The sequence below is a fragment of the Citrobacter sp. BDA59-3 genome, from assembly GCF_015167655.1.
Taxonomy (GTDB): domain Bacteria; phylum Pseudomonadota; class Gammaproteobacteria; order Enterobacterales; family Enterobacteriaceae; genus Phytobacter; species Phytobacter diazotrophicus.
In genome coordinates this window covers 2,785,468-2,809,721 of the sequence record NZ_CP063427.1, presented here as the reverse complement: position 1 = coordinate 2,809,721, position 24,254 = coordinate 2,785,468, and the positions used below count along the sequence as shown (strand labels likewise).

Genomic DNA, 24,254 nt, shown 5'->3' with positions numbered 1-24,254 from the left:
TTATTGCCACGGCGCGCGGGCGTGTGTTTGCGGCCAGACGGGGCTTTCAATAGTCTGACAAAGCTGTTGGGCGAGGGTGACGATGCCGCGATAACCCGCAAAAGCGTGTTCGCGCTCCTGGTTGATATCCAGAAACGGCAGCCGCGCTTTGTACGCGGTATACATGTTACGCCCCCCGGCGATCATCAAATCCGCCTGGTAGCGGTACACCACATCCAGCAGGGTGCGGGCGTTGCCTTCTTCCAGCATCAGCGCGTCATCGCCCATTAATTCGCGAATACGCTGCTTATCTTCTTCGGTAGATTTGCGGGTGCCGGTCGCCACGACAGTCATCCCTAAATCCTGCAATGCGGAGACCACCGACCAGGATTTCACCCCGCCGGTATAGAGCAGCACTTTGCGCCCCTGTAGCCGTTCGCGCCACGGGGCCAGCGCCTGATTTGCCGTGGCTTCTTCGCGGGCAATAACGGCTTCGGTGCGGGCAATCAGATCGCTGTCGCCAAGCAGGGATGCCAGTTGACGCAGGGCATCGGAGGTGGCGCGCACGCCGTAAAAACTGCCCTCAAACCAGGGGGTGCCATAGCGCTGTTCCAGGGTGCGGGCAACATTGATCAGCGCTCTTGAGCAGACCAGCATATTGACCTGCGCGTGGTGCAGGGTCTGGATTTCGCTAAAACGGCCATCCCCGGAAAGGCTGCCCAGCACGCGAATACCCAGCTCATCAAGCAGCGGCTGAACGTGCCAGAATTCTCCGGCGATATTAAATTCGCCAATCAGGCCGATATCGTGGCGGTGTTCCGGCGCGAAGGGGGTGTCATCCGGCCAGGGAGCAGGCGCGCGCCGTCCAATGACCTTGTTAACCATCACTTCACCCGCGAGACGGTTGCCAAGGTTTTTGCTGCCATAGAACCCGGCGGCATCAACGGCAATCACGGGCACGCCGGTGGCGGTTTCCGCCGCCTGACAGACGGCGTCAATATCATCACCCTCCATCGCCGGAACGCAGGTGTTATAGATAAACACGGCGGCAGGATGATAACGGTTGACGATGTGGCGCACCGCGTGGAAAAGCCGTCGTTCGCCGCGCCCCATGATCACATCCTGTTCGTTCAGGTCGGTGGTAAAGCCGAGCCGGTTGAGACTGGGGCCGGAACTCATACTGCCCCGGTTATCCCAGGAGCTTCCCGTGCAGCCAATCGGTCCGTGGACCAGGTGCGCCACATCCGACAGCGGCAGCAGGGTGATTTGCGCGCCGTCGAACGCGCAACCGCCCGCCGTTGCACCGGGTTTAGGGGCGCTACAGCCGGATTTCTGTTTGTGATTGTGTTCGCAGGCGGGTTCATCCAGCAGCGCGAGAATGTCATTTCCCTTCATAGTGACCTCATTGACTTGGTGGGCTGTGCCCAATGTTGCAATTCGCAAGCCAGGAATGAGTTATTGATTTTTAAAGGGATTAATCTGTCAGGTTTACGACAAAGCAGACAATTGGCGTATTGAGGACAACGGGGAAAGGCCCCCTGCATCCGCAGGTCAGACGCAGGGGATCGCCGATTAAAATACCCGCTCTTCCAGCGGGTTGGCTTTCTCAAGACGTTTTGCCAGCCACGGTGGCAGACGTCCGCTCAGCAGTGCGGTAATGGCATCACACTGGGCGGCAATGGACATCCCAGGCGACACTTTCATCGGGTGGATATTGTGACGAATCAGCCGGGCCGCCGCAGGGCCGCCAATGGCTTCACAAAACAGCAGGTGGCAATCACTCAGGAGCTGAGCGCGAACTTCATTCGGCTCCCGGGTTTGCGGGGCTGAGGGAAGACGGCGTAACGCGTGCAGCCATCCACCCTGTTCATCGAAGGCGTAGATAAAAAACAGCCGCCCCTGACCAAAATGACCATTGATCAGCAATCCATCCTGTGAACAAAAGGCTACCCGTAATTGCCCCTGACGAGCGGTGCTTTTTACCTGCAGGTGCGCGGGCAGCGTACCGTGAAGGCACGCGTTGACGCGGCCCCAGCGTGCGGGCGACATCATCGCCGTTTCAGACGGGAAGGTCGCTTCCAGTTCGCGGACGTTAAGCTTATCAAGGTACGCCGGGGTTAAGGCGTCGTCGCGTTCTCCTGTCAGCCAGGCCAGGATCTGCGCGGGTTGCAGTTCCGGCAGACACTGAAATAGCGCCAGCATGCGCCAGAAAAGGACATCGTTATCGTTCATCTGACCTCCTTCACAAAAGTGCGCCGCGCGTGGCGCGCAGGCTGATGGGGAAGGTGGGGCGTCCAGGTTGCAGGCTGACGATATACTGGCGTCCCCCCTCCAGAGAAATAGCGCCACCCCAGTTATCCGGGGTGTCATGTTCAATCGCGATGACTTTTGCCTCAAGATCCTGTTTGGCGATGTAACACCACAGATCCGGCCCGCGCTCACGAAATATCACTATTGGCATCGTTTCCCCCTTGCTGCCCCGCACAAGGCGGGGCGCATTATGGTTAGCGGACAAGGTCGAAGCTGTAGTCCGTTTTGCCCAGTTTGATGGTGTCGCGGTCGACTTTTTCCAGCACGGCGTTGACCAGGGTGGTGACGATATTCATCGCCCCTTCATAACCCCAGGTGGTCTGGCGATGCAGGTGGTGGCGGTCGAACAACGGGAAGCCAAGACGGATCAGCGGAACTTCAAACTGTTCGCCTTTCGCCAGGGTGTCACGCTGGATGAATTTGGCGTACGAGTTGCCGATCATAAAGTCCGGTTTGCGGGTAAACATCAGCGAGCGGAAATGCCACAGATCGCAGTTGATGAACACTTCGCTCTCCTGACCGTAGGGCGATGCCTCAAGCATTTTCTTCATCGCTTTCTGCCAGCGCTTGCTGCCGTTATGACAGAGGATAACCGTCGGTTCGCAGCCCAGTTCCAGCAGGAAACGTGTCAGTCCCATCACAAAATCCGGGTCGCCGTAGAGACCGAATTTCTTACCGTGCAGCCAGGTGTGTGAATCGAGAATCATATCCACCAGGCGCCCACGCTCCAGCGTCAGTTCATCGGCCACCGGTTTGCCGGTTAACTGACTGACTGCCATCAGCAGTTCGTCGGTCCCGGTCAGTCCCATTGGGATGGACACTTCTGTGGCGGGCTGGCCCCAGGACTCCTGCACCACTTTTTTGCTCTTCACCAGATGCCAGGGTTGCAGCAGCAGGGTGTCGATAGCATCGGGGGCGTCGCGCATCTCTTGTTGCGTTGTGCCGCCCGCATACATGCGATAGTGGCCGTCGGCTGGCGTATCTAACACCTCAGACGGGTCAGACAGCAGGCTACAGGGCACCTCCATCTGGGCCATCATGCGTTTGAGCACGCGGTAATTGCCAAGATAGGTTTCGAAACCGGTCACCAGGTTTAGCTTCGCCAGTTTGCCCGGTTGCGCCACGTGATCGGCGGTAAATGCCCGGGCGAAACCTTCAAACATGTTGTCCCAGCCGGTGATGTGGCTACCGATAAAACTTGGCGTATGGGCGTAGGGCACCGGAATGGCGGCATCGATAAACCCGTCCTTTTTGGCGTTGGCGATAAAGGCCTGCAGGTCATCGCCGATGACCTCCGCCATACAGGTAGTGGAGACGGCCACAATTTCCGGTTTGTACAGGGCGCTGGCATTTTGCAACCCGGTGTTAAGGTTGTTGTTGCCGCCGAAGACCGCCGCATCCTCTGTCATCGAGTCGGAAACGCAAGCGATCGGCTCTTTGAAATGACGGTTAAAATAGGTGCGGAAATAGGCGACGCAGCCCTGGGAACCATGTACATAAGGCAGCGTATTGGCAAAACCCAGCGAGCAGAGTACCGATCCTAAAGGCTGGCAGGCCTTTGCCGGATCGACAGTTAACGCTTCACGCTTAAAGTTCAGCGCTTCGTACTCCGCCGTGGTGGTCCATTCAAAAACCTCTTGCACGCGCTGCGGGTCGTGCGCCTCTTCCAGACCGCGCTTATTGCGAAACAGCGTCTGGTATTCGTCCTGTTCAAACAGCGGATGACAGGTGACAATTTTCTCAGCAGTTTGGCTCATGATGTTCTCCTCCCGCGCCACAAATCGGTGAACAAACGGGATGTCAGGATAGTATTCAGGCTGATTTCAGCCAGGGTGCGGTCAACTCGCCCCAGGCGGGATTGTTGAGCGTCATGTCCATATCGCGGGCAAAGATGGCAAAGCCGTCATAGCCGTGATACGGGCCGGAGTAATCCCAGGAGTGCATCTGGCGAAACGGTACCCCCATTTTCTGGAAAATGTATTTTTCCTTGATGCCTGAGCCAATGAGGTCCGGCTTAATCGCCTTCACGAAGGCTTCCAGTTCATAACTGCTGGCATCGTCGAACAACAGCGTGCCCTCTTTGAGGTCCGGCAGGGTGCGGTCGTAATCGTCGTTATGGGCAAATTCATACCCGGCGGCGACAATCTCCATGCCCAAATCCTCATACGCGCCAATCACATGGCGAGGACGCAGGCCACCCATATAGAGCAGCACCTTGCGGCCTTCGAGACGCGGGCGGTATTTGGCGATAATCGCGTCGTTTTGCGCCTGATATTTTGCGATCACCGCTTCCGCATTGGCGCGGATGGTGTCGTCAAATTGATCGGCGATCTTACGCAGCGATTCGGCGATTTTGGTCGGGCCAAAGAAGTTGTACTCCATCCACGGGATACCGTGTTTCTCTTCCATATGGCGAGAGATGTAGTTCATAGAGCGGTAGCAGTGCACCAGGTTCAGCTTGACGAACGGGGTGTTTTCCATCTCTACCAGCGTGCCGTCACCGGACCACTGCGCCACCACGCGTAACCCCATCTCTTCAAGCAGAATGCGCGACGCCCAGGCATCCCCCCCAATGTTGTAATCGCCGATGATGGCCACGTCATAGGGGGTAGATTCGAAGGGCTTCCCTTCGCGGTTATCCAGCACCCAGTCGCGGATCACGTCGTTGGCGATATGGTGACCGAGCGACTGCGACACGCCGCGAAAGCCTTCGCAACGCACCGGGATTACCGGCTTGTTGAGCGTTTTTTTACTGGCATTCGCCACCGCTTCGATATCGTCACCGATTAAGCCAACCGGACATTCCGACTGAATGGAGATGCCTTTGGTCAGCGGGAACAGTTCCTCCATCTCCTCAATCAGTTTGGTGAGCTTTTTATCGCCGCCGAAGACGATATCGCGCTCCTGAAAATCAGAGGTAAAGTTCAGCGTCCCGAAGGAATCAACGCCGCTGACCCCGGTGTAGTAGTTGCGCCGCCCGGCACGGGAGTACTGCCCACAGCCGATCGGGCCGTGGGAGATGTGGGCCATATCTTTAATCGGCCCAAAAACCACGCCTTTCGACCCGGCGTAGGAGCAGCCGCGGACGGTCATCACACCCGGCTGCGATTTGCGGTTAGAGATGATGCATTTCCCGACGCTTTCCATCTCCGGGTCGGTCACCATCATGTGCTTTCTGCGTTCTTTGCGCGTTTTTTCGGGAAAGATCTCCAGCACTTCCTGGATAATTTCCAGATTACGTTCGCCTGTTGCATTGCTCATAACTGTGTTCCTGTTACAAGGCGGCTCAGGCCGCGTTTTCTTCGGCGGCGGTTTTACCGATGATGCTGGCGTCTTCCACATCCATAATGCCGAATTCCATCAGCAGCTCTTCCAGTTCATCCATGGTGCAAGGGGTCGGGACGACCATCAGGGTGTTGTTGACGATCTTGTTCGCCAGCGCGCGGTATTCGTCGGCCTGGTTGCATTTCGGGTCATATTCGATAACCGTCATACGGCGAATTTCCGCGCGCTGGACGATGTTGTCGCGTGGCACAAAGTGAATCATCTGGGTGCCCAGTTTTTCTGCCAGCGCGATGATCAGTTCATCTTCGCGGTCGGTCTGACGGGAGTTACAAATCAGCCCGCCCAGGCGTACTTTGCCGGATTTAGCGTATTTCACGATGCCTTTGGAGATGTTATTAGCGGCATACATCGCCATCATTTCTCCGGAGCAGACGATATAGATCTCTTGCGCTTTGTTTTCACGAATCGGCATGGCGAACCCGCCGCAAACCACGTCACCGAGGACGTCATAGAAGACAAAGTCGAGGTCGCTGACATAGGCGCCTTCTTCTTCAAGGAAGTTAATGGCGGTAATAACGCCGCGGCCTGCACAACCCACGCCTGGCTCCGGGCCGCCGGATTCTGCGCAACGCACGCCGCCGTAACCGATTTGCAGCACATCTTCCAGTTCAAGGTCTTCCACTGAACCCACTTCGGCGGCCATCTCCATAATGGTGTTCTGCGCTTTCGCATGCAGGATCAGACGGGTGGAGTCCGCTTTCGGGTCGCAGCCGACGATCATCACTTTTTTACCCATTTCCGCGAGAGCGGCGACGAGGTTTTGCGTGGTGGTGGATTTGCCGATCCCACCTTTGCCATAAATGGCGCATTGACGCATGGTCATGGTGTGTTCTCCTGTTTGTGTGTTTGCCCATTAACCAGTGCAGGGAACATACCAGCCGTGCCATAACCTATAATTGATTGTATTTATTGATTTTTATATTTATCGCCTCTGTGGGTGGCAAAACAAACACTGAACAATATGCAGACCAATTGTTGGAAACAGGACAATTCGCCGCCGCACCTGCCGCTGCTGTGGCGGCGCTGACACTTTGTTAGCTGTTCAACAGGATGTCGGACTGCCTGTCTTATTCCGCGCAATGTCGGAAGACTCACAAGTCAGGACTTTTAGTTAATACCTTGAATTTGAACGCAGATATTGCGTTTTCCCGATATGGCACAGGCTGTGCAATGCAGGGGTACTACGGTTTGCCGTCAGCGGGCGGCGACTTTGCCTCTCACATTCGAGGAACGAGAAATGTCCGGAAAGATGAAAACGATGGATGGCAACGCTGCGGCGGCCTGGATCTCCTATGCCTTTACTGATGTTGCGGCGATTTATCCCATCACCCCCTCAACACCGATGGCGGAAAACGTCGACGAATGGACGGCACAGGGTAAGAAAAACCTGTTTGGTCAACCGGTGCGTCTGATGGAGATGCAGTCAGAAGCCGGTGCGGCAGGGGCCGTACACGGCGCATTGCAGGCGGGAGCGCTGACCACAACCTATACCGCGTCACAGGGGTTGCTGTTGATGATCCCCAATCTGTACAAGATTGCGGGCGAGCTGTTGCCGGGGGTGTTTCATGTCAGCGCCAGGGCGCTGGCGACCAACTCGCTGAATATCTTTGGCGATCATCAGGATGTCATGGCCGTGCGCCAGACGGGGTGCGCGATGCTGGCGGAAAACAATGTCCAGCAGGTGATGGATCTCTCGGCGGTGGCGCACCTCGCCGCGATTAAAGGCCGCGTGCCCTTTATCAACTTCTTTGACGGCTTTCGTACCTCCCATGAAATCCAGAAAATTGAGGTGCTGGAACATGAAGAGCTGGCGCCGTTATTGGATCAGGAGGCGCTCAATCAGTTTCGCCGTAATGCCTTAAACCCGGATCACCCGGTCATTCGCGGCACGGCGCAGAACCCGGATATCTACTTTCAGGAACGCGAGGCCTCCAACCGCTTTTATCAGGCGCTGCCGGAGATTGTCGAAGGGTATATGGCGGAGATTTACCGTATCACCGGGCGCGAATACCACCTGTTCGATTACTACGGTTCGCCGGATGCTGAGCAAATCATTATTGCGATGGGGTCAGTGTGTGACACCATCCAGGAGGTGGTGGATGCGATGATCGACAGCGGTGAAAAAGTCGGCCTGGTTTCCGTGCATCTGTTCCGGCCTTTCTCGCTGGCCCATTTTATGGCGAAGATCCCCGCCAGCGTGAAGCGCATTGCCGTGCTCGACCGCACCAAAGAGCCGGGCGCCCAGGCGGAACCGCTGTGTCTGGACGTCAAAAATGCCTTTTATCATCACGAAAACCCACCGCTGATTGTTGGTGGCCGCTATGCGCTGGGCGGTAAAGATGTTCTGCCAGGCCACATTGTTTCTGTGTTCGAAAACCTGAAAAAACCGCTGCCGATGGATGGCTTTACGGTGGGGATTTTTGACGATGTTACCCACACCTCGCTGCCGGTACCGGTTTATGACATTCACGTCTCCCGTGAAGGTATCACCGCCTGTAAATTCTGGGGGCTGGGTTCCGATGGCACGGTCAGCGCCAATAAGAACGCCATCAAAATTATCGGTGATAACACGCCGATGTTCGCGCAGGCCTATTTTGCCTACGATTCGAAAAAATCCGGTGGGATAACCCTGTCGCATCTGCGCTTTGGTAAGCGCCCGATCACTTCGCCGTATCTGATTCATAACGCCGATTTTATTGCCTGTTCACAGCAATCTTATGTCGATAAATATGATCTTCTCGATGGCATCAATCCGGGCGGGATTTTCCTGCTCAACTGCACCTGGTTTGGCGAAGAGGTGGAGCGCCATCTGCCCAATAAAATGAAGCGCATTATTGCCCGCCAGGGGGTGCGGTTTTACACCCTGAACGCGGTCGATATCGCACGTAAACTCGGCCTCGGCGGGCGTTTTAATATGCTGATGCAGGCGGCCTTTTTTAAACTGACCGACATTATTGATGCCAAAACCGCCTCGGCGCACCTTAAGAAAGCGGTGGCAAAATCCTATGGCAGCAAAGGGCAGAACGTGGTGGATATGAACAATGCCGCTATCGATCTGGGGATGGATGCGCTGCAGGAGATTATCGTTCCCGACCACTGGGCGTATGCAGAAGAGGAGGAGAAAGAGGACGGCAAACTGATGCCGGACTTTATTCGCAATATCCTTGAGCCGATGAACCGCCAGAACGGCGACAGACTGCCCGTCAGCGCTTTTCTGGGTATGGAAGACGGGACATTCCCGCCCGGCACCGCCGCCTGGGAGAAGCGCGGTATCGCCATGCAGGTGCCGGTCTGGCAGCCAGAAGGCTGTACCCAGTGTAACCAGTGCGCCTTTATCTGCCCGCACGCGGCCATTCGCCCGGCGCTGTTGAGCAGCGAAGAGCGAGAAGTGGCCCCTGCTGCGTTACTGAGCAAGCCCGCGCAGGGGGCCAAACACTATGAGTATCATCTGGCTATCTCCCCGCTCGACTGCTCTGGTTGCGGCAACTGCGTGGATATTTGCCCGTCGAAAGGCAAAGCCCTGGCGATGCAACCCCTCGAAAGCCAGCGCCCGATGATCCCGGTGTGGGATCACGCGCTGGCTTTGACGCCCAAAGAGAACCCGTTCAGCAAAGCCACGGTCAAAGGCTGTCAGTTTGAAACCCCGTTACTGGAGTTCTCCGGCGCCTGCGCAGGGTGCGGCGAAACCCCGTACGCGCGCCTGATTACTCAGCTTTTCGGCGACCGGATGATGATTGCCAACGCCACGGGCTGTTCGTCTATCTGGGGGGCCAGCGCACCGTCCATCCCATGGACCACAAACCACAAAGGCCAGGGGCCGGCCTGGGCAAATTCACTGTTTGAAGATAACGCCGAGTTTGGTCTGGGGATGATGTTGGGGGGGCGCGCTATTCGTGAACAACTGGCCAGTGATGCGGCCAGCGTGCTGGAAAAACCGCTGCATCCTGATTTACAGCAGGCGCTGCGCGACTGGCTGGAGAACAAAGATCTCGGTGAAGGTACCCGTGCGCGGGCGGAAAAACTGAGCGCGCTGCTGGCGGCTGAAAAGGGCGACGATGACCTGCTTAATCGCCTGTATCAAAATCAGGACTACTTCACCAAGCGCTCGCAGTGGATTTTTGGTGGGGACGGCTGGGCCTATGACATTGGCTTTGGCGGCCTCGACCATGTGCTGGCCTCCGGTGAGGATGTGAATATTCTGGTGTTTGATACCGAGGTCTATTCCAATACCGGCGGCCAGTCATCCAAATCCACACCGGTGGCTGCCATTGCCAAGTTCGCCGCCGAGGGCAAACGGACGCGCAAAAAAGATCTGGGGATGATGGCCGTCAGCTATGGCAATGTGTATGTCGCCCAGGTGGCGATGGGGGCCGATAAAGCCCAGACGCTCCGCGCCATTGCCGAAGCCGAAGCCTGGCCGGGACCGTCGCTGGTGATTGCCTACGCGGCCTGTATTAACCACGGTCTGAAAGCGGGGATGGGGCGCAGTATCAGCGAGGCGAAGCGCGCAGTAGAGGCCGGATACTGGCACCTCTGGCGCTATAACCCGCAACTGCTGGCGAAAGGGAAAAACCCGTTTATTCTCGATTCGGAAGAGCCGGAAGAGAGTTTCCGTGACTTCCTGATGGGTGAAGTGCGTTATGCCTCGCTGGGCCGTACCTCGCCGGAGATCGCCGACAGTCTGTTTGCCCAGACCGAGCAGGATGCCAAAGACCGCTACGCCCAGTACAAGCGGCTGGCCGGAGAGTAAGAGAAGAGGCCCGGCATTTGCCGGGCAGAAACAAAAAAGGCCGGAGTGGCAGTGATGCGCTCCGGCCTTTTCATTACCTGTCTGGCGTTAATGCGTAACATGCACCTGCGGCGTGGTGTTGCTGATAAATCGCCCGCCGGAGGCGCGCTCAAGCTGGGCCGCCAGTTGCAGCAGCAGCCCGTCGTTACCCTGGCGCGTCTGGAAATGCATGCCGAGCGGCAAGCCGGATTGTTGCCAGGCCAGCGGCAACGAAATACCGGGCGTGCCGGTTAAACTGGCAAGCGGGGTATAGGAGAAGATATCCCACAGGGAATAGAACCAGTCCATCACGTCCGGGTTATCGCTGAGCGTCAGGTACTTTTTCTCACCGAGCAGCGGCGTCGGTTTGGAAAATGTCGGCGTCAGGATCAGATCCCATGTCTGGAAAAATGCCCCCAGCTTGCGGGAGATCTGGTTAAACGCATCCTGCATTTTCCAGCGCTCGCTGTAGGACATACCAATCCCTTTTTGCCAGATGCGGATATTCATCGGCTCGATTTTATCCTCCGGCGGGACGCTAAGATCGTTTTTCTCCAGCAGTCGCTGAATAAACTGCGCAAAATTGCTGATATAGCAGGTGGTCTGTGCGGCAAAGGCCTCTTCGAAGGGGATATCTGGCGTCACCCATTCCACCTGATGGCCCAGCTCCTCAAGCAGGCGCGTCGTTTTCTCCAGCTCTTCGACAAAGTGCGGCGTTGCGCGGTAATTACCCCATTCGTGGGACACGGCAATACGCAGCGGCGCAGGATCGCGGGTGATCATCTCGCTATAGGGCTGCGGGGGCTGCCAGTAAGGCATAAACTCGCCCGGTGCGCCGCCCCGGCAGCTATCGACAAAGCGGGCCGTGTCACGCACGCTGCGACTCACGCAGCCTTGCGTTGAGACATACCCGGTGATATCCGACAGTGCCGGGCCAATTGAAAAGACGCCCCGACTACTTTTCAGGCCAACAAGCCCATTGGCCCCCGCCGGTATGCGAATGGAGCCACCGCCATCGGTGGCATGGGCGAGGGGAATAATCCCGGCGGCCACCGACGCGCATGCTCCGGCAGAGGAGCCAAAGGTGGTGTATTGCGGGTTCCACGGGCTGCGCGTTACGTAAATCGCCGGGTTTTCCGCCGATCCGCAGACGCCAAACTCCGGCGTGGCGCTGCGGCCAATAATATTAAGCCCGGCATGGCGAATTTGCGTGGTCAAAAAGGCGTCTTCATCCGGACGATTGCCACGCATAAACGCGGAGCCTTGCTCCTGCAAACGCCCCTTTATCCCCGGCCCTAAGTCTTTCATCAGGAAGGGAACTCCTTTAAACGCGCCCTCCAGACAAGTGCCGTCGGTTTCCGGTTGGTGGATGGCATCATCAAACAGTTCCACGACAGCACTGATTTGCGGGTTAACCCGCAGCGTCGCGGCCTGCGCCTGTAGCGCCAGCTCACGGGCGCTGACGTCGCCGCGCTCGACCAGTTCAGCCAGCGCGGTGGCATCGCAGGCGGCCCACTCATCCCAGCTCAGTACGGTGTTCATTGTGATTTCTCCTTCGCAAACTGGATCTTGCCCTGCGGCGCTTTCAGGCGGCGGGTGGCCTTATGAGGGGCTCGTTCTTTGAGCATCAGTGTCGCCACCAGGCAGAGGATATTGGCGGCGATGAGGTAGTAGCCTGGGGAAACCGGGTCGCCGGTCCATTTAATCAGCCACGAGAAGACAATTTGCGCCGTCCCGCCAAACAGGGTGATGCCAAAGGCAAAGGCGATGGAAAAACCGGTTGAGCGGATATAGCGCGGGAAGTTTTCGCACAGCACCACCAGCACGCCGGCGCCGCTGATACATTGCAGTGCGGCAAAGAGGGTGATGATGGCAAAGAAAACGCCTTCACTGCGCCAGGCATTGATCATCTCAAGGCCCGGTAGCAGCAAGAGCAGCAGAATCAGGCGCGGCGCGATAATGGTCATCTTGCGCCCGAAGCGATCCGCCATCCAGCCACCCACCAGGGAAAACACCACCACGCACACGCCGATAAGAATGGTCGACGCCATGGCCGTGCCTGGCGCAAAAGCCAACTCTTTCAGGGCATAGGTGGTCATGTAATTGAGGAAATATTGCGTGATGGTACTGCCTGAAAGAATAAAAATACCCACCAGAATCAGGCCACGGTAGTTACGCATCACGTCACCGAGCAGACTGCCGGTGGACTTGCTGGCGGCGCTGTTCTCAGTAGTGAAGGTCTCGTTAAGGTTACGGCGCAGGTAGATGGCAATGGGCAGGATGATCAGTCCAAAAGCAAAAGGCACGCGCCAGCCCCAGGCCGACAGTTGCTCCGGCGTCAGGATGACCGTCAGCGTATAACCAATCACCCCGGCGCTGATACCTGCAAGCCCCTGGGCGACAATTTGCCAACTGGTGTAGAAGGCCCGTTTGCCTTCTGGCGCCGCCTCCATAATAAAGGTCGTCGCGGGGCCAGCTTCGCCACCCCAGGCCAGTCCTTGTAGCATGCGGACAATCACCAGCAGGATAGGGGCCGCCATGCCAATCGTTTCATAACCGGGCAGAAAGACCAGCCCGCCAGTGCCGATGGTCATAAAAACCATGGTGAGCAGCATCGCCGGTTTACGTCCTACACGGTCGGCATAGCTGCCAATAAATATGGCGCCAAGCGGGCGGACAATAAAGCCGATACCAAACACAGAGACCGACAATAAAAGACTGGTGAAGGGGTTATCAGAGGGGAAGAAAATATTGCCGATCATCACGGCAAAGGTGGCATAAGCACTGAAATCGAAAAATTCAACCGCAGCGCCAAGCACAACAGCCACCACTTCTTTGCGTGATGCTTTGGGTTTTATCGCGCTATGACTTATTTCGTTTGTCATCGTATGGTCTTCCTCAATGTGTTCAGGCGAAGTGAAACGTGAAAAGACATAGCAGACATATAACAGGGCGCAGATCCGCTCACTATCACAATTAGGCGAAGACAGTGTGTAAAAAATGTATGCACTCACGGCAGGCTAAGTGAATAAGAAAATAATATGATTAAATTTAATTGTCTGTTTTTATTATGAAATTTATTTTTCGCTTGAGATGGGATTTTCCTGGGGTAAATATTCGCTTCGTCGAGTGCACTTAAAATGTGCCTGGTTCGTAAACCCGATTACCGAATGGGGCAGCGATAAATAAGCGGTCATGCCGCATATTCAGGCCATTGTGGCGTGATGACGATTTGAATAGCTCAGTGAATGCACAAAAATGGCGCTCCGTGCTTACTAAAAGTGCAATGTGGCGCTAATTATGTCGATGTTTGCCAATATTTCGCCAGCGTAATAAGGTCGCTTCAATGGATTCATCCAACGGGAGAGACAATGCAATTACGGGCGCTGAAATATTTTAGTCAGGTCGCAAAGTCTGCTTCTTTTCGGGAGGCTGCAGATAAATTGTTTGTTGCGCCAGGGGCAGTGACGCGACAAATCGATATTCTGGAACACTATTATGGCGCGGCATTGATTGAACGAGGCCCGAGGGGGATTAAACTGACCCGTGAAGGGGAGCTTCTGGCGCAGGCGGTGGACGCCACATTGCGTGAGCTGGAGTCGGTGAAGGCGCGCATTACCTCAAGGCGCAGCGTGGTGTCCGGTACGGTAAAAATCTGCGCCGCCGAGAGCCTGGTCGCGCTGTTTATTGCGCCCGTCATTGAGGCATTTGGTCAGCACAACCCGGAGGTGTCGTTCGAGATTGACACCGGCAGCGCCCCGTACATTGCCGAACAGCTTATTCGCGGACATGCGGATGTGGCGCTGGCCTTTTATACCCCGGTCAGCGCGGAGATTCAGGTGACGCATTGCTGTCATCTGGAACACAAGGTTCTGATGGCCGCCCACCATCCGCTGGCGACGAAGCCGCGTCTGACCCTCAAAGAGATTGCCGCCCATCCGATTGCCATTCCTCCCGCCAACTATGCGGTGCGCCAGCTACTGGAATCCGCCGCCCGGCGCGAAGCTGTCCACTTCGATATGCGCTTTATTACCAGTTCGATGGAGGTGCAAAAGACCCTGGCGCTGCAGGGCAGGACGCTACTTATCTTGCCCCAGCTACATCATCAGGAGCCGGACGCGCAGGCAATGTTTGTGGCGGTACCGCTGGCCGATCCCCTGATGGGAAAAGTGAAGGTCGATCTCTGTTTACCCCGTCAACGGACGTTATCCATGGCGACCCGTCTGTTCCATGATATGTTGTCGCAACGTATTGATGGTCAGAATGCTCTGGTCAACACAACGGCGTAGAGCAATCAGGATTTTTTCCCGCCGCATAAGGAATGACGCCATGACAACGGTTCCGCGCTATCACATACAGACGATACCCGCGCCGCAAACCTACCCGGATATTGCTTACCCCGTCCTTTCTGACGACACCATGAAACAGCGCTTGCGTAATGTCCTGCTGGCGATGCAGGCCAGTGGTTTTACCCATCTGGTTATCTATGCCGACAAAGAGCACGGCGCCAATTTTGAGTATCTTGCCGGGTTTATTCCCCGTTTCGAGGAAGCATTGCTGGTCGTTAATGCCGATGGCGAGCTCAGCTACATCATGGGCAATGAAAACCTCAAACTGGTGCCCTTTGCGCGTAACGGCGGCAAATGCCTGCACACGCCGCTGTTCTCATTACCCAACCAGCCGATGGACGGGGATGTGCCGTTGGCCGGGTTGCTCTCCTCGTGCGGCATCATGGCTGCGGCCAGGGTGGGTGTCGTGGGCTGGAAATTATTCACCGGTGACTCAGCGCTGTTTGATGTTCCGGCGTTTATTCTCGATGCGGTGTTCAGCGCGGCAGGCGGGCGGGACAATGTGCGCAATGCCACCGGGCTGTTTATCTCCCCGGAGCGGGGCGTACGGCGGCTGAACAGCGCGTGCGAAATTGCGTTTTATGAGTTCGGCGCAAACCTCGCCTCCACGCAGGTGCTGACGGCGCTCAATGCCGTTGAGCCAGGGCGGCGTGAAAAAGAGATAGGGCACCTTCTGGCCGGTTGGGGACAGCCCAACAATGTGGTGATGATTGCCGCCACCGGCGACCGTTTTACCCATGCCTGTCTCTACCCAACGGACAAGATTATCGCTCGCGGCGATAAATTTTCTCTGACCGTCGGTTACAAAGGCGGGTTAACCAGCCGTGCAGCCTGGGTAGTCGCCAGTGAAAATGAGCTGGCGGAGCCGGTTGCAGATTACCTGACCCGAGTAGCCATTCCCTATTATCACACCGTGGTCCAGTGGCTTGAGTTTATCCGGCCCGGCGTGACGGGCGCAGAAGTCTACCGCCTGGTGGAATCGGTGTTACCTAAAGATCGCTGGCACTGGCATCTCAATCCTGGTCACCTGGTTGGCGATGAAGAGTGGTTAAGTTCGCCGATTTACCCCGGTTCAACGGCCCGCCTGGAAAGCGGCATGCTGCTGCAAATTGATATTATTCCCTCGGTGCCGGGTTATGGCGGCTGTAGCATTGAAGATACCGTTGGCCTGGCCGATGAGGCGCTGCGCGATGAACTGGCGCAGGATTACCCGCAGGTCTGGGCGCGTATGCAGGCGCGTCGCAACTATGTCACTGATGTACTGAAAATAGACCTGCCTGAAGAGGTTATTTTGTTATCCAACACGGTAGGGTATTTGCGTCCTTTTTTACTGGATAAAAATAAAGCGGTGGTGAAGATATAATATCGGCAACGTCATGCCTGCGTTCTGGCTGTAATGCATGACGTTGTAAAGAATAACACTGCAAATAATCTCCAGGTGACAAGTTGCGGGCAATTAGCCTGGGTTTTTATGTAAAGATACGGCACTATATTACAAAGAAAACGACAACGGAAGCATATTATTTTGCGTGATAGAATATCCTTTACACTCAGAATGACACCTGTCGCTTTCTCTCTGCGTTTGATTAGCGCGCATATCCTTCGCTATTTCCAGCCTCGCTGCCGCTTGTAAAGCTGAATATATTCTTAACAGTTATTCTGAGCATTTGTACCGTATCAGAGTAATATCTGGTCTGACATGCAATGAAAAGATAATGCCTGGCAAGGTTATTAATCTTATAGTTTCAGAATGGTTTTACTACGACTAAACTCTTCGTAAGCAAAAAAGAAATGGCGAGTTAAAATCACTTATCTGAAATTCTTAATGCCCGTTTTTTGTAAATTTTACTGATGCTTTTCATAACATCATTTTTGACATATTTTCTGCCCTGTATGGCGCGCTGCGCCTGTATTTCCGTTGCTGACGTGGTGCCCGGCGCGTGAAGTGGGAGAGGATATCTGAAAACACTATCTGTTTGAAAATTATCAAATTTAAAAATGATGGTGTTTTTTTAATAATTTTATAGAATTTTCTGATTTCCCGCTTATACTGAAAAAACATCGTTGCATGTGAACCATGCCGATATGCCACTTGCTTTAGCTTTTCACTATAAATAAAAAACGATAAGAGCGTATTTCTTATTGTATGGGAGGTATTGCTCATTGAATATGCATACAGCACATCACGGTTAGCGATAAAATAATTTTCTCTGTCTCTTTTTTGACAGGGCACCACTCTTGTCTTTAAAAATTAAAGGCGCTGGATCCTGTTGTCTCTATTTTTTTTATGAGCTTTGTGTTGCCTGAGTTTAATGTTTGCTCGCAAACATTGAATAGTGTCAGATTAGCGCTTTGGTGTGTGGTGACTTGCAATTCTCTCATTAAGGACGTTATATGATTGATGAAGCATTGAGTTATCTTAAAGACATTCTTGATCAGCAATTACGCAACCAATTCGATATTGCAGGGAATATGGTTGTCTTAAATAATCTGGTCGATTCGAGCGGCGGCTTGCCTTTAAAAAATCAAAATAAATTAGTGCTGACGCTTATCAATCTGGAGCATGAAACCAGCAAGCCCTTTTATGGTACTCGTACCACACCCGATACGAAAAATAATATCGTCAGGCAGATGATGCCGACGGTGAGATTTAATCTGGATGTCTTGCTTACCGCCAGCTTTGATGACTATAGCGAATCGTTGCGCTTTCTCTCTGCGGTTATCGCGTTTTTTCAGGCGAATCCCATCATCAAGCGGCAGAATTTTCCTGATATCCCGGCCGGTATTGAGCAGTTACAGTTTGAAATTGAAAATTCACCTTACGAAAACACCCACAACCTCTGGAGTGCGCTGGGGGCGCGGTATCAGCCTTCGATTATCTACAAAATTCGTCATATCGCGATTCAGGCGAATCAGGTAAGCGGGGAATCGCCCATTCTCGAACAGGTCGGCAGCCAGGCTCAGGCCAGACGCTGATGTTTGTGGTAGCGGAAATTACCTTACAGCATCAGTTTTTTCCAGACAGCGTCTGGCGTGACGCCACACTCGTGCCGGATCAAAACACCCATGCGCTCATGCGTCGCCTGGGGTTGAGCCTGGTGGCAGCAGGTAATATATGGCGCATTTATGGCTATGCCCCGACGGGCAGAACGGCATTTTTGAACTATTGCGTGTCCCAGGATGCGCGCAACCCATTTCGTTTCTGGCTGGTGCAGCCGAATGCCTGGCTGCTGGCGGTCACTGCGCTCCCCGGAGAGTGGAAAGGGGTACTGGGATTCAGTAGTGAGCGTATTGCTGCTGATGGGCAGAGGCCGGGCGCCATGATCATGGACGCTGCGCAAGCGCAAAGCGCGCCCGCTATTGCGACAGGTGAAATCTGTCTCTATCCGGCGGATTTGCTCCCCCGGCAGGCTTTTACGGTGACGCTACAGGCGCGCGCCACCGTCTGGGAATATCGCTTGATCCCGCGCGGACAGCGGCGCTTGCAAAACCCAGAGATAGTGGACGCATCAGGGCAGGTTACGTTCAACCCTGCCAGCGTTCGCAGTGGGAATGTCGATGGACAAAATGGCTGGGTAACCCGCAGCACCTCAACCATTGCCCTGCAACAGGCGCCACCACAGCGCTTTGCGTTGATGGATATTCCGCGTACCCAGACGCAGAGCGGGCGTACCCGACAGCAGACGGTGATGTCTGTGCTGCCAACGCCTGCGGCAGATCGTTTATTTACCGCGTATTCCGCGGATCAGCAGCCCGTGTCGGTTATGTATGTGTATGTCTGATGAAAGGGGCGCAACACGCATCACCCGCAGGCGAACAGGGGTCGGATTCTGATGTTTTGGGCTAATGCCTTTTCAGGCTAACGACTCGCAGTACAGGAATTTCACTCAGTGAACCAAAGGAAAACCACGACATGCTAGCATCCAATATCAAAACTCCGGGTGTGTATATCAACGAGTTGAATGCCTTTCCGAACTCGGTGGTCCCTGTCGCCACCGCGGTTCCGGCCTTTATCGGCTATACACCCAACGCGCAGTATCAGGGCAAGTCCTACTACAACAAGGCACAGAAGATCACCTCTTTTGCCGAATTTCAGGCCATCTACATGAATGCGAATCCGCAGCCACCGGCGGATCCCGCGTTTCAGTACAACCCTGAGTACTATCTGGTGGCGCAAAAAACGCAGCCGGAAAAGGGGGAGTATCTGTTATTGAACGGCACCTATTATTCGATAGTGCCTGACCCGAATACCATCTATTACCTCTATAACAGCATTCGCCTGTTCTATCTCAACGGCGGCGGCGATGCTTACATTGTTTCGGTCGGCAGCTATGGGGAGTCCAGCGGTAAACCCGGCGATGTAGGGGCGCAAATCGTTAACCCGAACGTGAAACTCGCCGATCTGCAAGGTGGTCTGGCGCTGCTGGAAAACGAACAGGAACCCACCATGTACATCTGCCCGGAAGCCACGCTACTTTCCCCGGCGGATAACGGCACCCTGATGCAGAGTATGTTGCTGCAGGCGGCGGAATTGCAGACCGCAGTCTGCCTGTTCGATATTATCGGCGGCGATACGCCTGACCCGATCATGTACACCAATGATATTGAGGCGTTTCGCAATAGTACCGGCTCAAACGGGCTAAATTACGGCGTCGCTTATTATCCCTTTATCGGTACGACCATCATGCAGGGCAGTGATATCAATTTCACGAACCTGTTTGGTGGCGACATTAAACAGTTGGGGGCGGTGATTAACCCGCCGTCGGCGCAGGACCCGGTGGTCGCGAAGATCCTCGCAATGATTGAAACACCGCCGCAAACTAACCCGATGAGCAATTCGCAACTCAATGCCGCGCTGCTCAACGCCTCAAAAACCTATTCGCAAATCATCAATAACGTTCTGACCTGCTCCAACCTGCTTCCGCCAAGCGGCGCGATGGCCGGGGTGTATACCGTGAATGACAACCTGAACGGCGTCTGGAATGCCCCCGCCAATACCAGCATTGTCGGCGCGGCGCGGTTACCTATCCGCTTAACCGATGCCCAACAGGCGGATCTCAATGTTGACGCGGTATCGGGTAAGTCCATCAATGCTATCCGTTTTTTCAATGGTCAGGGCATCCTGATTTGGGGGGCGAGAACCCTGGATGGCAACAGCCAGGACTGGCGCTATATCTCGGTTCGCCGCACCATGACCTTCCTCGAACAGTCCGTGAAACTGGCGGCGCGCGCGTATGTGTTCGAACCGAACACGGCGAATACCTGGGCGGCGGTGCGCAGTGAAATCTCCAGCTTCCTGACCGATATCTGGAAAGAAGGTGGGTTACAGGGGGCCACGGCAAATGATGCGTTTCAGGTCTTTTGCGGCCTGGGTTCCACCATGACGGGCGACGATATCCTGAACGGTTTTCTTAATGTCACCGTGAAGGTCGCCATCGTGCGTCCGGCTGAATTCCTCGTCATCACCTTTGAGCAGGAAATGGCGAAATCAGGCTGAGTGATGCGGTAAGGCCTGTTCACACATCAATGAGTCAATTTACTGATTAGCGACTGTTAAGGAGCATGCTCATGGCAGATGACGGCAGCAAAGAAGGCACTACATGGCCTATGCCCAAGTTCCGGTTTGAGGTTGATCTGGGCTCGGAACTCAAAGGGGTAGCGTTTCAGGAAGTTTCGGGGATGGACAAAGAGGTGCAGGTGATTGAGTACCGGCACAGTAATAGCACGCTGTTCTCGACCATCAAAATGCCCGGAATTGCGAAGTACGGCAACATCACAATGAAGCGTGGCGTGTTCGTCAACGACAACAACTTCTGGGCGTGGATGGATGAAATCAAGATGAACACCGTTAAACGCAGAACGGTACTCATTAAGCTGCTTGATGAAAATGGCGCGGTCACCATGCAGTGGCAACTGAACAATGCGTGGCCGACCAAAATCACCGGCACAGATTTGAAATCCGATGCCAATGAAGTGGCCGTGGATACGCTGGAAATCGCTCACGAACAGCTTGTTGTGACCAATGGATCATAACCTGCAAACCAGCTTTTATTTCAGCGTCTCAATCACCGGGATGGGCGGCAGTGATGCCGCCTTCCAGGAGGTAAGCGGCCTGAGCAAGGAGTTGGGTATCGAAGAGGTGGTGTGCGGCGGGGAAAATCGGTTCAAGTACCGCCTTCCAGCCCAGACATCGTTTCAGAACCTGGTGCTGCGACGCGGGGTAGTCAATGCGGAGTCCGCGCTGATCGGCTGGGTGAAAGATACGCTGGATAATGGGCTGTCCGCCCCTATCAAAACCCGCGATATCAAGGTCTGGCTCCTTGATGAAAATGGTCACATCAGCATGGACTGGAATTTTATTGCCGCCTGGCCGGTGAAGTGGTCAGCCAGCAACTTACGTTCGCAGGAGAGTGAAATTTTCATCGAAACACTGGAGTTTGCTTATCAGTACTTCGACATGCCCAACTTTGATACTTACTAACGTCGCAAGAGGTCGCTATGCCCGTTGAGATACGTGAACTGGTCATCAAAACCGCGATTCAGAGTCAACCCGAACCAACGCAGACGCAGTTAGACCCACAACAGCTACAGACGCTCAGGCAGCAGGTGATTCAGGCTTGTCTGCGCCAACTCAAAAAGAGCGACAGAAAAAATCCGCTGGAGCGTTAAGTCATACGGTCTTCCGGCACATCCCATCGAAACGTTACTGATTCAGGAAGGGCCAATGGGTGGAATAAAGAAAATGCGGATGGTGGCCTACAGTGATGAAAAATTCACCAGCAAGGTCAGAGGCGGCGAATATGTCGTGATCCTCAATCCCGAGCAAATGCGCATTAATCGCAGCGTCAGTTACAACGAAGAACAGGCTCCCGGCAGCGGCAAACTGTCGTCCAAATATCGGGCGACGCCGGGGGAACAACTGAGTTTTGACCTGGTGATTGACTGTACCGGCGTGGTTGACAGCACCCGTACCGATCTGACGCAGGAGATAAACCAGCTCAAAAAGACCGTCTACGACTATAACGGCAATATTCACCGCCCAAACTATGTGATCCTCTACTGGGGACAAGGCCTCTCGTTTAAGGGAGTGTTGCAGACCTTTGATACCACCTATACCTTTTTTCGCCCCGATGGCACCGCACTACGCGCCAAAGTCGCGTTGCAATTTACCTCGTACCTTGACCCGTCAACGGCGGCCAAAGAAGAGGATCGTAAATCACCGGATTTGACCCATCGCATCACCATCGTGGATGGCGACAGCCTGCCGCAGATAAGCCAGGCGATTTATCGCGACCCGACGTTCTATGTTCAACTGGCGGCCTTTAACCGGCTCGATAAATTTCGCCATTTGACGTCGGGTACCACGCTACAGGTTCCCCCGTTAACCCAGGGAGGTGACGCATGAGCGGCAACCCTCCGTCTGGCGGCCTGGCAAGCTATACCATTACGGCTAATGGCCGTGCTATCCCCGGTGATTATCAGATTTTGCGTATTCAGGTTGATCAGCGGATTAACCGTATTGGCCGCGCCACGCTTGAGATTCTCGATGGCTCCGCCGATGCGGAAAACTTTACAGTTAGCGCCTCGTCAACCTTTGTTCCCGGTGCGGAAATCGTTATCTCGCTGGGCTATAACACAGAGAATAAAAGCGTTTTTTCCGGCATCGTTACGCGCCAGTCGGTACAGGTGGAGGGCAATATTGGCCCCATTTTGTCGATAGAGTGCCGCGATAAAGCCATCAAAATGAGCGTTGGCCGCCGCAGCACGGTTTATCAGAACCAAACCGACAGCGGTGTGATAAGCGCGCTGATCAGTCAGTCCGGGCTTAGTAGCGACGTCGCCAGCACGTCGCTGACCCTGGCGGAACTGGTGCAGTATTACTGCAGCGACTGGGATTTTATGCTCAGCCGCGCCGATATCAATGGCCTGGTGGTCAGCACGCTGAACGGCAAAGTGTCCGTGTTTTCGCCCACGCAAAACACCACGTCGGTACTGACGGTGACCTACGGCGAGAATCTTTATCAATTCAGCGCGGATATGGACGCCGTCACCCAACTCAGCGAGGTAAAAGCCAGCGCCTGGGACTACGCTACCCAGAAGTGTATCTCCGCCACGGCCAAAAATACGCTCAGTGGACCGGGTAACATCAGCAGCAAAAAACTTTCGGCAGTAGTGGGGCTACCCACCTTTACTCTCCAGTCTACCGCCACGCTCAACAATGGCGCGCTGACCCAATGGTCACAGGCGCAAATGCAGAAAAGCGAACTGGCAAAAATCACCGGTGAGGTGCGTGTGGCGGGTAACGCGGCGGTGTTGCCGGGCGTCTGGCTGACGCTGGCAGGCGTTGGCGATCGTTTTGATGGCGACTATTTTGTCTCTGGCGTTGAGCATGAATTCGCCGATGGTAACTGGTTTACCAGAGCCTCGCTGGGTCTCTCTTCCCTGTGGTTTGTTCAGCAACATGAGGTGATGGCGCCTGCGGCAGCCGGAGTGCTGCCCGGCGTGGAGGGATTATTTAACGCCACGGTGCAGAAAATCGATCAGGACCCGGACAATGCGTACCGGATTCTGGTCACGCTGCCGCTCTTTGATACCGAAGGGCACGGCGTCTGGGCGAGGATGGCCAACTTTTATTCCAGCAGCGGCGTGGGCGCTTTTTTCCTGCCGGAAGTGGGAGATGAAGTGATCGTCGGCTTCCTCAATCTTGACCCCTGTTTTCCGGTGATCCTCGGTAGCGTTTACAGCGGTAAGCGAGCCCCTTTCAGCGATCTGAAACCCGATGCGGATAACAGCAAGAAGGCCATCGTCACGCACAGTGAAATGCGTATCGTCTTTGACGATAAGGACAGCATTATGACCATCACCACCAAAGCAAAAAATGTCATCGTGCTGGACGATAAAAAGCAGCAAATCACTATCACCGATCAACACAACAATGCCATCACGATGTCGTCGTCCGGCATTGAACTCAAAAGTCCCGCATCTATCACCATTCAGGCCGATCAGAAGGTCAATATCACCGGAAAAATGGGAGTCAGTCTCCAGGCGTCATCCGGCGACGTCGCCATTTCCGGCATGAATGTGAATGCCAAAGCCGACATTGCCCTGAGTGCGAAGGGCAATGCCAGCGCGCAGGTGCAGGGCGGTGCGGAACTGACCCTCAAGGGTGCAATTGTGATGATCAATTAAGAGGAGGGGCAACGATGCCGCCAGCCGCAAGACTGACCGATTTTCATCAGTGTCCGATGGTGACGCCAGGGCTTCCGCCGATCCCCCATGTGGGCGGCCCCATTATTCAGGTGGGGTGTCCGACAGTGCTGATTGGCAAACTTCCGGCTGCCCGACTCGGCGACATGCTGGTCTGCGTCGGGCCGCCGGACACCATTATCAAAGGGTCTGCAACGGTTTTTATTGGCGGTTTACCGGCGGCCAGAGTCGGGGATCAGACCGCGCACGGGGGCTCAATTGTGATGGGTGAATTTACGGTCATTATCGGAGGCTAG

At 54.8% G+C, this 24,254-nt stretch carries 20 protein-coding genes; 12 read left to right on the top strand and 8 right to left on the bottom strand.

What is annotated here, in order from left to right; all coding sequences use genetic code 11:
* From nifE to nifH, 6 genes are all read right to left on the bottom strand, one after another.
* Window positions 1–1,374 carry a nitrogenase iron-molybdenum cofactor biosynthesis protein NifE gene (gene nifE, locus IP582_RS13105; RefSeq protein ID WP_125124636.1) on the bottom strand — a complete coding sequence of 458 codons (1,374 nt, stop codon included), beginning with the start codon at window positions 1,372–1,374 and terminating at the stop codon, window positions 1–3.
* Between the two features lie 177 nt (window positions 1,375–1,551).
* Window positions 1,552–2,211: a NifB/NifX family molybdenum-iron cluster-binding protein gene (locus IP582_RS13100; protein ID WP_193793422.1), complete on the bottom strand. Its 660-nt coding sequence runs from the start codon at window positions 2,209–2,211 to the stop codon at window positions 1,552–1,554.
* Window positions 2,212–2,221: 10 nt separating this feature from the next.
* A complete protein-coding gene (gene nifT, locus IP582_RS13095; RefSeq protein ID WP_039078967.1) occupies window positions 2,222–2,440 on the bottom strand; it encodes a putative nitrogen fixation protein NifT in 219 nt (72 codons plus the stop codon).
* Between the two features lie 43 nt (window positions 2,441–2,483).
* Window positions 2,484–4,046: a nitrogenase molybdenum-iron protein subunit beta gene (gene nifK, locus IP582_RS13090; RefSeq protein WP_039078968.1), complete on the bottom strand. Its 1,563-nt coding sequence runs from the start codon at window positions 4,044–4,046 to the stop codon at window positions 2,484–2,486.
* Between the two features lie 55 nt (window positions 4,047–4,101).
* A complete protein-coding gene (nifD, locus tag IP582_RS13085) occupies window positions 4,102–5,550 on the bottom strand; it encodes a nitrogenase molybdenum-iron protein alpha chain (RefSeq protein WP_193793421.1) in 1,449 nt (482 codons plus the stop codon).
* Between the two features lie 25 nt (window positions 5,551–5,575).
* Entirely contained in the window at window positions 5,576–6,457 is an 882-nt protein-coding gene (nifH, locus tag IP582_RS13080; RefSeq protein WP_039078970.1) for a nitrogenase iron protein, read from the bottom strand.
* A gap of 414 nt (window positions 6,458–6,871) precedes the next feature.
* On the opposite strand from nifH, the gene nifJ reads away from it, so the two are divergent.
* The gene (nifJ, locus tag IP582_RS13075) at window positions 6,872–10,384 is read left to right on the top strand and encodes a pyruvate:ferredoxin (flavodoxin) oxidoreductase (RefSeq protein WP_193793420.1); all 3,513 of its coding nucleotides are present in this window, start codon (window positions 6,872–6,874) and stop codon (window positions 10,382–10,384) included.
* Between the two features lie 87 nt (window positions 10,385–10,471).
* Here the strand turns inward: nifJ and IP582_RS13070 are convergent, their stop codons facing one another.
* Window positions 10,472–11,944 carry an amidase gene (locus IP582_RS13070; protein WP_193793419.1) on the bottom strand — a complete coding sequence of 491 codons (1,473 nt, stop codon included), beginning with the start codon at window positions 11,942–11,944 and terminating at the stop codon, window positions 10,472–10,474.
* Window positions 11,941–13,287: an MFS transporter gene (locus IP582_RS13065; protein ID WP_370551769.1), complete on the bottom strand. Its 1,347-nt coding sequence runs from the start codon at window positions 13,285–13,287 to the stop codon at window positions 11,941–11,943. The genes IP582_RS13070 and IP582_RS13065 overlap by 4 nt, the downstream gene beginning before the upstream one ends.
* A gap of 486 nt (window positions 13,288–13,773) precedes the next feature.
* On the opposite strand from IP582_RS13065, the gene IP582_RS13060 reads away from it, so the two are divergent.
* The 11 genes from IP582_RS13060 to IP582_RS13010 all read left to right on the top strand — a co-directional run bounded on the left by IP582_RS13060 (window position 13,774) and on the right by IP582_RS13010 (window position 24,254).
* Window positions 13,774–14,691, top strand: coding sequence for a LysR family transcriptional regulator (locus tag IP582_RS13060; protein WP_039078973.1), 918 nt, complete (start codon window positions 13,774–13,776; stop codon window positions 14,689–14,691).
* Window positions 14,692–14,731: 40 nt separating this feature from the next.
* Complete coding sequence (locus IP582_RS13055; protein WP_193793418.1) at window positions 14,732–16,114, top strand: Xaa-Pro peptidase family protein; 1,383 nt, start codon at window positions 14,732–14,734, stop codon at window positions 16,112–16,114.
* A gap of 1,031 nt (window positions 16,115–17,145) precedes the next feature.
* Window positions 17,146–17,727, top strand: coding sequence for a DUF4255 domain-containing protein (locus IP582_RS13050; RefSeq protein WP_193793417.1), 582 nt, complete (start codon window positions 17,146–17,148; stop codon window positions 17,725–17,727).
* The gene (locus IP582_RS13045) at window positions 17,727–18,533 is read left to right on the top strand and encodes a hypothetical protein (RefSeq protein WP_193793416.1); all 807 of its coding nucleotides are present in this window, start codon (window positions 17,727–17,729) and stop codon (window positions 18,531–18,533) included. Before IP582_RS13050 ends, IP582_RS13045 begins: the two co-directional genes overlap by 1 nt.
* Window positions 18,534–18,664: 131 nt before the next feature.
* Complete coding sequence (locus IP582_RS13040) at window positions 18,665–20,248, top strand: phage tail sheath C-terminal domain-containing protein (RefSeq protein ID WP_193793415.1); 1,584 nt, start codon at window positions 18,665–18,667, stop codon at window positions 20,246–20,248.
* 71 nt (window positions 20,249–20,319) lie between these two features.
* A complete protein-coding gene (locus tag IP582_RS13035) occupies window positions 20,320–20,784 on the top strand; it encodes a phage tail protein (RefSeq protein WP_079497380.1) in 465 nt (154 codons plus the stop codon).
* Complete coding sequence (locus IP582_RS13030) at window positions 20,774–21,232, top strand: phage tail protein (protein ID WP_079497381.1); 459 nt, start codon at window positions 20,774–20,776, stop codon at window positions 21,230–21,232. The genes IP582_RS13035 and IP582_RS13030 overlap by 11 nt, the downstream gene beginning before the upstream one ends.
* A gap of 17 nt (window positions 21,233–21,249) precedes the next feature.
* The gene (locus tag IP582_RS13025) at window positions 21,250–21,420 is read left to right on the top strand and encodes a DUF5908 family protein (protein WP_169039394.1); all 171 of its coding nucleotides are present in this window, start codon (window positions 21,250–21,252) and stop codon (window positions 21,418–21,420) included.
* 55 nt (window positions 21,421–21,475) lie between these two features.
* Window positions 21,476–22,156 (top strand): hypothetical protein, encoded by a 681-nt coding sequence (locus IP582_RS13020; protein ID WP_193793414.1) that lies wholly within the window; start codon window positions 21,476–21,478, stop codon window positions 22,154–22,156.
* Window positions 22,153–23,940 carry a type VI secretion system tip protein VgrG gene (gene vgrG / locus IP582_RS13015; protein WP_193793413.1) on the top strand — a complete coding sequence of 596 codons (1,788 nt, stop codon included), beginning with the start codon at window positions 22,153–22,155 and terminating at the stop codon, window positions 23,938–23,940. The genes IP582_RS13020 and vgrG overlap by 4 nt, the downstream gene beginning before the upstream one ends.
* Before the next feature lie 14 nt (window positions 23,941–23,954).
* Entirely contained in the window at window positions 23,955–24,254 is a 300-nt protein-coding gene (locus tag IP582_RS13010; RefSeq protein WP_079497383.1) for a PAAR domain-containing protein, read from the top strand.